At 48.8% G+C, this 8,630-nt stretch carries 8 protein-coding genes and 1 tRNA gene; 5 read left to right on the top strand and 4 right to left on the bottom strand.

Annotation, left to right across the window (positions count from 1 at the left end; all coding sequences use genetic code 11):
- Positions 1 to 2,087 (bottom strand): acyl-CoA dehydrogenase (locus Q0231_RS14235; RefSeq protein ID WP_299348419.1); only part of this gene is annotated, 2,087 nt, incomplete at its 3' end.
- 262 nt (positions 2,088 to 2,349) lie between these two features.
- On the opposite strand from Q0231_RS14235, the gene Q0231_RS14230 reads away from it, so the two are divergent.
- Positions 2,350 to 4,068 (top strand): long-chain fatty acid--CoA ligase, encoded by a 1,719-nt coding sequence (locus Q0231_RS14230; protein ID WP_299348416.1) that lies wholly within the window; start codon positions 2,350 to 2,352, stop codon positions 4,066 to 4,068.
- A complete protein-coding gene (locus Q0231_RS14225; RefSeq protein ID WP_269394922.1) occupies positions 4,068 to 4,481 on the top strand; it encodes a MerR family transcriptional regulator in 414 nt (137 codons plus the stop codon). Before Q0231_RS14230 ends, Q0231_RS14225 begins: the two co-directional genes overlap by 1 nt.
- Here the strand turns inward: Q0231_RS14225 and Q0231_RS14220 are convergent.
- The gene (locus Q0231_RS14220) at positions 4,478 to 4,981 is read right to left on the bottom strand and encodes a hypothetical protein (protein WP_299348413.1); all 504 of its coding nucleotides are present in this window, start codon (positions 4,979 to 4,981) and stop codon (positions 4,478 to 4,480) included. The genes Q0231_RS14225 and Q0231_RS14220 overlap by 4 nt on opposite strands.
- Positions 4,982 to 5,285: 304 nt before the next feature.
- Positions 5,286 to 5,360, bottom strand: a tRNA-Val gene (locus Q0231_RS14215).
- A gap of 166 nt (positions 5,361 to 5,526) precedes the next feature.
- On the opposite strand from Q0231_RS14215, the gene Q0231_RS14210 reads away from it, so the two are divergent.
- Both Q0231_RS14210 and Q0231_RS14205 read left to right on the top strand, forming a co-directional pair.
- The gene (locus Q0231_RS14210; protein WP_299348410.1) at positions 5,527 to 6,393 is read left to right on the top strand and encodes a fatty acid desaturase; all 867 of its coding nucleotides are present in this window, start codon (positions 5,527 to 5,529) and stop codon (positions 6,391 to 6,393) included.
- Entirely contained in the window at positions 6,393 to 7,328 is a 936-nt protein-coding gene (locus tag Q0231_RS14205; protein WP_299348408.1) for an alpha/beta hydrolase, read from the top strand. The genes Q0231_RS14210 and Q0231_RS14205 overlap by 1 nt, the downstream gene beginning before the upstream one ends.
- A 15-nt stretch (positions 7,329 to 7,343) precedes the next feature.
- Here the strand turns inward: Q0231_RS14205 and cpdR are convergent, their stop codons facing one another.
- On the bottom strand, positions 7,344 to 7,703 hold the full coding sequence (gene cpdR / locus Q0231_RS14200; RefSeq protein WP_269394926.1) for a cell cycle two-component system response regulator CpdR: 360 nt from the start codon (positions 7,701 to 7,703) through the stop codon (positions 7,344 to 7,346).
- 179 nt (positions 7,704 to 7,882) lie between these two features.
- On the opposite strand from cpdR, the gene Q0231_RS14195 reads away from it, so the two are divergent.
- The coding region (locus Q0231_RS14195; RefSeq protein ID WP_299348403.1) for an N-formylglutamate amidohydrolase at positions 7,883 to 8,630 on the top strand (748 nt) is incomplete at its 3' end.

Genomic DNA, 8,630 nt, shown 5'->3' with positions numbered 1-8,630 from the left:
GAAGGTTGGGCATAGGCGCCCAATGGAACCACCAAACGACGCATAACAAAAGTCATCACAGGGTTTGGGAAATTGGCAAACACTTGTTGAAAACTCGCCTCAATCGCCGCAATCCGATCTTGTACGATCGCTTCAACAACGGGCAGGTCTTCAGCTATTGCGCCGTCGTCCTCCCAACGCTTTAAAGTCGTCGACCACAAATATAGATCCGACAGAATGTCGGCCATGCGGCCCGAGAGCATTTGCTTGCGCTTAATGTCGCCGCCAAGCACCACAACAACCCAGTCACCCACCAGCGCAAAGCTTTGCGCGTAACGGTGCAACTGTTGATAATGCTTTTTCAATGGCCCTTGCGTTGGTGAGGATGCGAAGGCGCCCAAAGTGATATTGTGGAATAATGATCCCGCAATATTGCGCAGCATGAATGCAGTGTGACCAGCAAAGGCCTTATCAAAGGCTTTCAAGCCTTCTTTTGCGTTTTCGTTCTGTGCTGCTGAGATCTCGCTATAAAGGAACGGGTGAGCCCGCAATGCACCTTGTGCGAAAGTAATCAAAGTGCGGGTGAGGATATTCGCACCTTCAACAGTAATGGCCACAGGTACCGTTTGATAGGCTGAGAACAAATAGTTTGCGGGGCCGTCGCATACAGCGCGTCCGCCGTGGATATCCAACGCATCATTCATCCGATCGCGCATGGCCTCAGTGGTACGATATTTCAGCAAGGCGGATATCACGGAGGGTTTTTGCCCCTCGTCAACCATTGCAGCGGTTACCGCGCGGGAACCTTCATACATGTAGGCGTCTTTTACGATCCGTGAAAGTGGCTCTGCAACGCCTTCCATCACCCCGACGGGGATTGAAAACTGGCGGCGAATACGCGCATAGGCACTGGTCACCCGCAACGCTTGTTTGATCGAAACGGTTCCAATTGCAGGCAAAGAGATCGCCCGACCTGTTGACAAACACTCCATCAACATGCGCCAACCCTGGCCGCAATATTCGGTGCCGCCAATGATCCAATCAAGCGGAATGAATACATCTTTGCCGCTATTTGGCCCATTCATAAAGGCTGAGCGCGCGGGATAATGTCGCCGCCCAATTTCAACGCCTTTGTGGTTGGTGGGGATCAAACCCAAGGTAATGCCAACATCTGTGCCTTTGCCCAAAAGATTATCTGGATCATAAAGATTAAATGCTAAGCCAAGTAAGGTCGCAACTGGTCCGAGCGTAATATAACGCTTGTCCCAATTCAGCTTGACGCCCAAGACTTCTTTACCTTCGTGTTCACCATAACAAACAACACCAGAATCGCGCATACCCGCAGCGTCAGAACCGGCGTGTGGACCCGTCAATGCAAAGCATGGCACTTCCAAACCATTGGCCAAGCGCTCAAGATACTTTTCTTTTTGTGCAGGCGTTCCATATTTTTCGAGCAGTTCGCCCGGCCCCAAAGAATTGGGCACCATGACAGAAATGCCGGCGGCGATGGATCGACACGCCACTTTGGACACAATCATCGACTGCGCCTGCGCAGAGAAACCAAGTCCACCGTGATCCTTGGAAATCAGCATGCCGAGGAACTTATTCTCTTTAAGATAGGTCCAAACATGTTCGGGCATATCAGCCCGATTGTTGCGGGTGTCCCAATCATCGATCATGGCACAAACTTCTTCCGCAGGGCCATCCATAAAGGCTTGCTCTTCGGCTGAAAGAGCTGGCTTGTGAATATCAAGCAACTTGTTCCATTTTGGCTGACCCGAAAACAATTCCGCATCCCATCCAACCGTTCCTGCATCCAAAGCCTCTTGCTCTGTACGCGAAACCTTAGGCAGAATTTTCTTCACTGCTCCATAAATCGGGGCCGTAATCAGCAGACGGCGAATAAATGGAACCGACAAGATGACCATCAAAACGCCCGGAATATATAGAAGCGAACCAACGCCCAGCGGCGCAAAACCCGCACCGACCAGCATCTGCCAAACGGCGGCAAAGCCGAGCGCAACGACCCCCCAGACCACCAGCTTTACTTCAAACAAAGCCAAAGCGTAAAATGCGGCTAAACCTGCTATAATAAGAAAAAGCGCCATCATTGCCTCCTGCTAGCGGCGTCGCCACACCAAGCAGCAAGCCACATACAACCATGATTTTAGTTCATTGCACATTGGCACAGATATACGTTAACGTCAACACAATGACGATAAAGGCAAGAGCCTGAATTGCTTAACATTTGAAGGTGCTTAAGCGATCCACCACCCCTAAACTCGAAAATGTTTTTGCGGGACGTCGCTTAATTGACGTTAACGTCAATACATGCAATAGTTTTCGCAACCAAATTAAGGGGAGTGGGAAATGGGAACAAAATCAGCAACGCACAAGCCGTATCAACCTTGGATCGATAACTATCCTGAAGGAATTGACTTTTACGCTCCGGTCGATACCACCCCTGTGCCCGAGCAAATCGATGCGTCTGTCAAGAAACACGCAAACAGGGTCGCCCTTGATTTCCTTGGCAAAGAAACAACGTTCGCAGAACTTGGCGAAGCGATTGATCAAATGGCGGGCGCTTTGCAAAAGCAAATGGGCATCAAAAAAGGCGACAGGGTCGCCCTTCTCATGCCAAACAGCCATTTCTTTCCGATCGCCTATTATGCCGCACTAAAAATTGGCGCAACAATCGTCAATTGCAACCCGCTATATACTGTCCCCGAACTTACCCATATTCTTAAAAACTCCAATTGCAAGGTCATCATCACCCTTGATTTGGCACTCACATTCGACAAAGCAGAAGCGCTTGCACAAGATAACTTGTGCGAAAAAATACTGGTTGCCCACTTCCCCAACGCGCTACCGACCTTAAAGAAGGTGCTTTATAAGCTTTTAAAGAGCAAGGATCTCGCCAATATAGCAGCGTCATCGCAAGCAGCTAAGACTGTTCATTGGGATGACTTGATGAATGCAGGTCACCTCCCAGACAAGGTTGCCCTAAGCGGCGATGATATGGCTGTGCTCCAATTTACGGGCGGCACCACCGGACTTCCCAAAGCCGCCGTACTCACCCACGCAAATATTGCGGCGAACTTGAGCCAGATCGACTTGTGGGGGCTTGATTTATTCAGGCCACCAGCCAGCCTGATCGCGGTTTTACCCTTCTTCCATATTTTTGCGATGACAGTGTGTATGAACACCCCATTGGTGAACGGGGTTAAAGTGGTCATGCTGCCGCGCTATGAAAAGCTCCCGCTGCTCAAATTAATTGTGCGCACCAAACCAACAATCTTTCCAGCTGTTCCCACCCTTTCACACGCACTGGCTACAGCCCCAGAGCTAGACAAATATGACATTTCAAGCATTGAAATCGGCATTTCGGGCGGCGCAGCGCTGCCAAACGAAACAAAAATTGCTTTTGCCAAAGCAACCGGTGGCCGAATAGCTGAAGGGTACGGCCTAACCGAAACCGCACCGGTTTTGGCATGCTCACCACTCTATGGAACGAACAAAGAAAACTCCATCGGCCAACCCATGCCCGGCACGGACATTCAATTTGTCAGTGTTGAGGATCCTTCGGTATTTGTTGAACCCGGCGAGCGCGGCGAGCTTGTTGCCAAGGGCCCTCAAATTATGCCTGGATATCTGGACAACCCTGAAGCAAACGCCGAGGCCTTTGTTAATGGCTATTTCCGAACAGGCGATGTTGGGTACATTGACGAAGAGGGCTTTATCTTCATCGTCGACCGCATCAAAGACACCATCATTTGTTCTGGTTACAATGTTTACCCGCGCGCCATCGAAGACGCGCTTTACCACCACGATGCGGTTGACGAATGCAATGTCATCGGCGTTAAAGACGAATATCGAGGCGAAGCGCCAATTGCATTTGTGAAGCTGGTCAAAGGTACCACTGCAACCGAAGACGAACTGATGGCGTTCATCCAAACATATATATCCAAGATTGAAATGCCGCGTGAAATCATCTTCAAAGATGAGCTTCCCAAAACCCTTATTGGCAAGCTGTCGAAAAAAGAGCTACGCGAAGAATACCAAAAAATGTCGGATTCGAAGGCATCGTAATGGATAGAATACTGGAAAAACCAGCCGAAAAGAAACAAGATCTGTTTTCAATTGCTGAACTCGCCGACGAGTTCAGCATTTCCACCCGAACAATTCGATTCTATGAGTCTAAAGGCCTCATCATTCCCGACCGTGTGGGGACCACGCGGGTATTTCGCCGCCGCGATCGCACCCGCTTGCTGCTCATACTGCGCGGCAAAAGGCTTGGGTTTTCACTGAGTGAAATATCCGATTACCTCGAGCTCTATGACGCCGACAACACACAAGCAACACAAACACAGCATTTGCTGGAGCGGGTCAATTCAAGACTATCGATGCTGCGCGCCCAAAAAGAAGATTTGGAAATAGCGGTCAAAGAACTTGAGGCCATGCAAGAATACGCTCTTCAGCAACTAGAAAAGCAAACAAGCTAAATCGCCTTCAACCCATCTTGGGCAAATGCGGGCGGTTTATGATCAAAAACATCGACCACTTCAACGCCCTTAAACACATCACGCCGGACAGACAGGCACTTATAAGGGGCAAGCCCATTCCGCTTTTCGTGCTGTTGGGTTTGTGAACCAAAGAAGTTTCGTCGATCAGGGCCGAAATAGTCGGCGGTTTCATAGTATTTGATGACATTGTTCAGCTGTCGTTTTGCGCGCGTACGCAGCATATCAAAAGTACATGGGAACTGAACAATGTCATCAAATCCAATACCAATATACTGCCGCAGTTCTTCTTTTGAGATCTCTTTTGCCATCAATATGATTGGCGAAAAGCGAACATCATCGTCTTTGTAGGTTCGAATTGCATTGATCGCCGCGTGGATTTGAACGACCTGACTGGACTGCGAAAAGAAACAATAATTGATATGATGTCTGGAGATCGCCTGCTCAAGCGATTCAAAGTCGTTAACGCAAAATGTACGCATAAAGCCGATCGAGATTAGGTTGGCGCAAAACGCCTCCGACCACCGTCCATCTGCTGAAAATACTAACGCACTACATCTATTGAGCATGATCAAATACTTAAAAGTTACAAACGAAGACTAGCAGCTCCACCTAAACTTTTAGTAAATTGTTGATGAAACCAATTATTGAGCAACAAATCAATTTGCCGATTTTCCACAAACCGACAAACCAGTGCAAAGCGCATCAGGGTACGAAACACACAACGGCGCGAAACAGGCAGATGCCCATTAAGAAACACATCAAGATGAATAGAAGGGGAATGGATGGTGGGCGTAACTGGGATTGAACCAGTGACCCCTACAATGTCAATGTAGTGCTCTCCCGCTGAGCTATACGCCCATCCGTGCAATCAAGATTGCTGGGGTGATAGACCATAAAACCACAATGCGGGTCAATAGCTATTTGTCCAAAATTTGGCATTCCCTGCCCGGGCGCAATTGCGACCTAGACATATTGCGCATCGCTTTGCATACTCGCTGCAATATTTGCCGCAACAGGATAGCTAATGCCACTAAGCACAACACAAATTGCTCGGTCGATGATGCAGGCGCAACGCAACAAACTCGCATTGCCCACACTCGCCGCCTCATTGTTGTTGTTGGCACTTTTTGCATTGGCAATAGGCGGTTATCTTATGAGTTACATCCCACTTTGGGCGGCAAGCCTATTGTCGTTTTTTGCCATACATATGAGCTTTGCCGTTGCCCATGAAGCAACCCATAAAACCATTTCAAATCGCTCAAACGCTTGGCTAGATCAGCTGTTAGGCACCTTGCATGGCTGGCTGCTCGTTTATGACTTTCCCACATTCAAGTTTTTACACCTACGCCACCACGCCAACACCAACGACCCCGAACACGACCCTGATTATTGGCTTCAAAACGTCTCGATCCCCAAAGGTCTGTTTCTAGGACTGTTCGTCCCCCTTCACTATTTGCGCATGTTTGTCATTGCAGAAAAAAAACACGCAATCTCAAAGACATTCGCAACATGGAGCTATATTCGTATCGGCTTGATCATTGCGGTATTAATGATTTTGCTGATCATGTTTCCGGTGCAAACCTTCTTCTTATGGCTAGCCCCCGCATCTATTGCTTCTTCCGCTATCGCTGTCTCACATAGAATTTTACACACCATTGAACAGACATCTGATCGCAAAAAGACCACACTGATCGTGCGCGGAGAACGATTTTGGGAATATATCGTTAGCCCATTTTTTTGGCTGAACAACCATCACTTTTTGCACCACGAGTATCCAAAATTGCCCTGCTACACCCACGAAAGCCTTTTCGCGCAAACACAAAACCAACTGAAAAAAGATGGTGTGCAGGTACGAACAATTGGTGCTCACCCAACCCCAAGCGCGAAATGATGGAGCAGTCCCTTCTTCGCACTACCAAAATTGATACGCGGCGCAACCAATCTCACCCATTGCCCAAAAATTCAGTTTACCGTTCGATTGAAGGGCGAGAGGAATTTCAGGCCTACTATGATAAATCTCTGAGTTTGTTGGATGGGGATGTTGAAACAAGCGTGCACGCCACATCCTTTGGCACCACCCATGTTACCAGCATGGGCAATCGCCAAGCAAAGCCACTCTTAATACTACCCGGCATGTCCATTACCGGCCCAATGATGCTCGATTTTTTTGCCTATCTGGCTAAAGACCATTGGTTGATCGCGCCGGACCTAGTCGGCCAGCCGGGCCGCTCTGCTGACGTGCCTTTCAGTATGAAAAACAACGCCTACGGCAAATGGCTCATAGAGCTGATGGATCAGCTGCATCTTGAAAAGGCAGATATTGCTGGGGCCAGCTTTGGGGGTTCAATCGCACTAGAAATGCTCAAACTCGCCCCAAAGCGGGTCGACAAACTTGCGCTTGTTGTCACCGCAGGTGTTACGCCCAAATTGCCCTACCTCAAGATTTACGCCAAGCTCTTGCTCTCCTGGCTCGCCTATCGTTTTGTTCCAAATAAAGCAATCTTACCCACAATAGCTCGTCCATTGTCGCGCCATTTGACGCCGGACAACATTGACTATCTTGACATCATAATTCGCCAAACCGCCTTTTGGCGACATCGGCCAGCTGGACCATTCTTTAAAAATGATATGCCCAAAGATATAGCGCCGGTTTTTATTGTCTTCGCCCGAAACGACATTATGTTCCCATACGATAAAACACGTGCCCACGCAGAGCGCATCTTGAACATCGGACATGAATTTGTGCTTGAAGAAAGCGCCCACATGCCTAGCGACAAAGAAATGGCCCCTATCCACAATGAGATAGAGGCCTATTTCAAAACCTAGAAAAATGAGCGAACACTATGCGGCGAGCAAGCGCTCCACTTCATCAACCAAATCCTTCAAATGAAATGGTTTTGACAAAACAGAAGCGTCTTTTGGTGCCTCGCTATCCGGGTTAAGCGCAACAGCAGCAAAACCGGTGATAAACATCACCTTCAAATCCGGATCAAGTTCAGTGGCGCGACGGGCCAATTCAATCCCGTCCATTTCTGGCATCACAATGTCAGAAAGCAGCAACGTAAATGGCTCTTCACGCAAGCGCTCATAAGCCGAGCGTCCATTGTCGAATGCAACCACTTCATAACCGGCATTACCCAATGCGCGCGTTAAAAACTTGCGCATATCGTTATCATCTTCAGCCAACAGAATTCGACGCATCGAAAAAGCCTCTCCAAAAGCAATCAATTGATTCGGATTTTGCCTGTGTGTGGCCACAAACTCAAGCCAACAACGTCACTATTTATTTCTGCACATCAAATCATCTTGTTCGGGTGGACTTCATAATCATTCTTCTACACAATGTGCTCTGGGGAACAGCACCGTAATTCGCGGAGAACATGTTGAAATCAGACTATTTTGACCGACCAGCTTTTGAAACAATCCGGCCGCGCGTTCAACGCGCCCCATTTGTTTTCAATTCACCCCATTCGGGCAGGGACTATCCAAAGCGCTTTGTGGATCAAACGCGACTAGATGAATTGAGCATTCGCCAATCTGAAGACGCATTTGTCGACGAATTGTTTGGCCGCGCGCCCAACTTTGGCGCCCCCTTATTGCGCGCTCACTTTCCACGCGCCTACTTGGATGTAAACAGAGAACCCTACGAGCTCGATCCGGTGATGTTTGAGGGCCAACTGCCTGACAATTACAATACAATGTCACCACGGGTCGCTGCTGGCCTAGGGACCATTGCCAAAATTGTCGCCGAGAAGAAGCCCATATATCGCACCAAGCTCTCGCTGGCAGACGCACACATGCGCATTGAGGGCATTTACAAGCCCTACCACGCTGCCTTGCAAAACCTTTTGAGCCAAACCCTTGAAAACTTTGGCATCGCTGTTTTGATTGATTGCCATTCCATGCCGAATTTGGATAAACGCGGCAATGCCAGTGCACCAGACATTGTGCTGGGCGATCGTTTTGGCTCAACCTGCCACCCAATGATTGCGGACCTGACCGATACACTATTTACAACGGCAGGCTTAAAAGTTGCGCGCAACCGTCCTTATGCTGGCGGATTCACCACCAAGACCTACGGCAAGCCTGGCAATAATGTCCATGCCCTGCAAATTGAAATAGGTCGGC

Source organism: uncultured Maritalea sp. (genome assembly GCF_937139385.1).
In the GTDB taxonomy this organism is placed as follows: Bacteria; Pseudomonadota; Alphaproteobacteria; order Rhizobiales; family Devosiaceae; genus Maritalea; species Maritalea porphyrae_A.
This window is presented reverse-complemented; position numbering and strand designations above follow the sequence as displayed.

Coding starts and splice junctions, on each gene's coding strand:
- Q0231_RS14220 (WP_299348413.1), bottom strand. CDS start 4,981: ATGCGTACATTTTGCGTTAACGACTTTGAATCGCTTGAGCAGGCGATC.
- Q0231_RS14230 (WP_299348416.1), top strand. CDS start 2,350: ATGGGAACAAAATCAGCAACGCACAAGCCGTATCAACCTTGGATCGAT.
- Q0231_RS14205 (WP_299348408.1), top strand. CDS start 6,393: ATGGAGCAGTCCCTTCTTCGCACTACCAAAATTGATACGCGGCGCAAC.
- Q0231_RS14210 (WP_299348410.1), top strand. CDS start 5,527: ATGCCACTAAGCACAACACAAATTGCTCGGTCGATGATGCAGGCGCAA.
- cpdR (WP_269394926.1), bottom strand. CDS start 7,703: ATGCGTCGAATTCTGTTGGCTGAAGATGATAACGATATGCGCAAGTTT.
- Q0231_RS14225 (WP_269394922.1), top strand. CDS start 4,068: ATGGATAGAATACTGGAAAAACCAGCCGAAAAGAAACAAGATCTGTTT.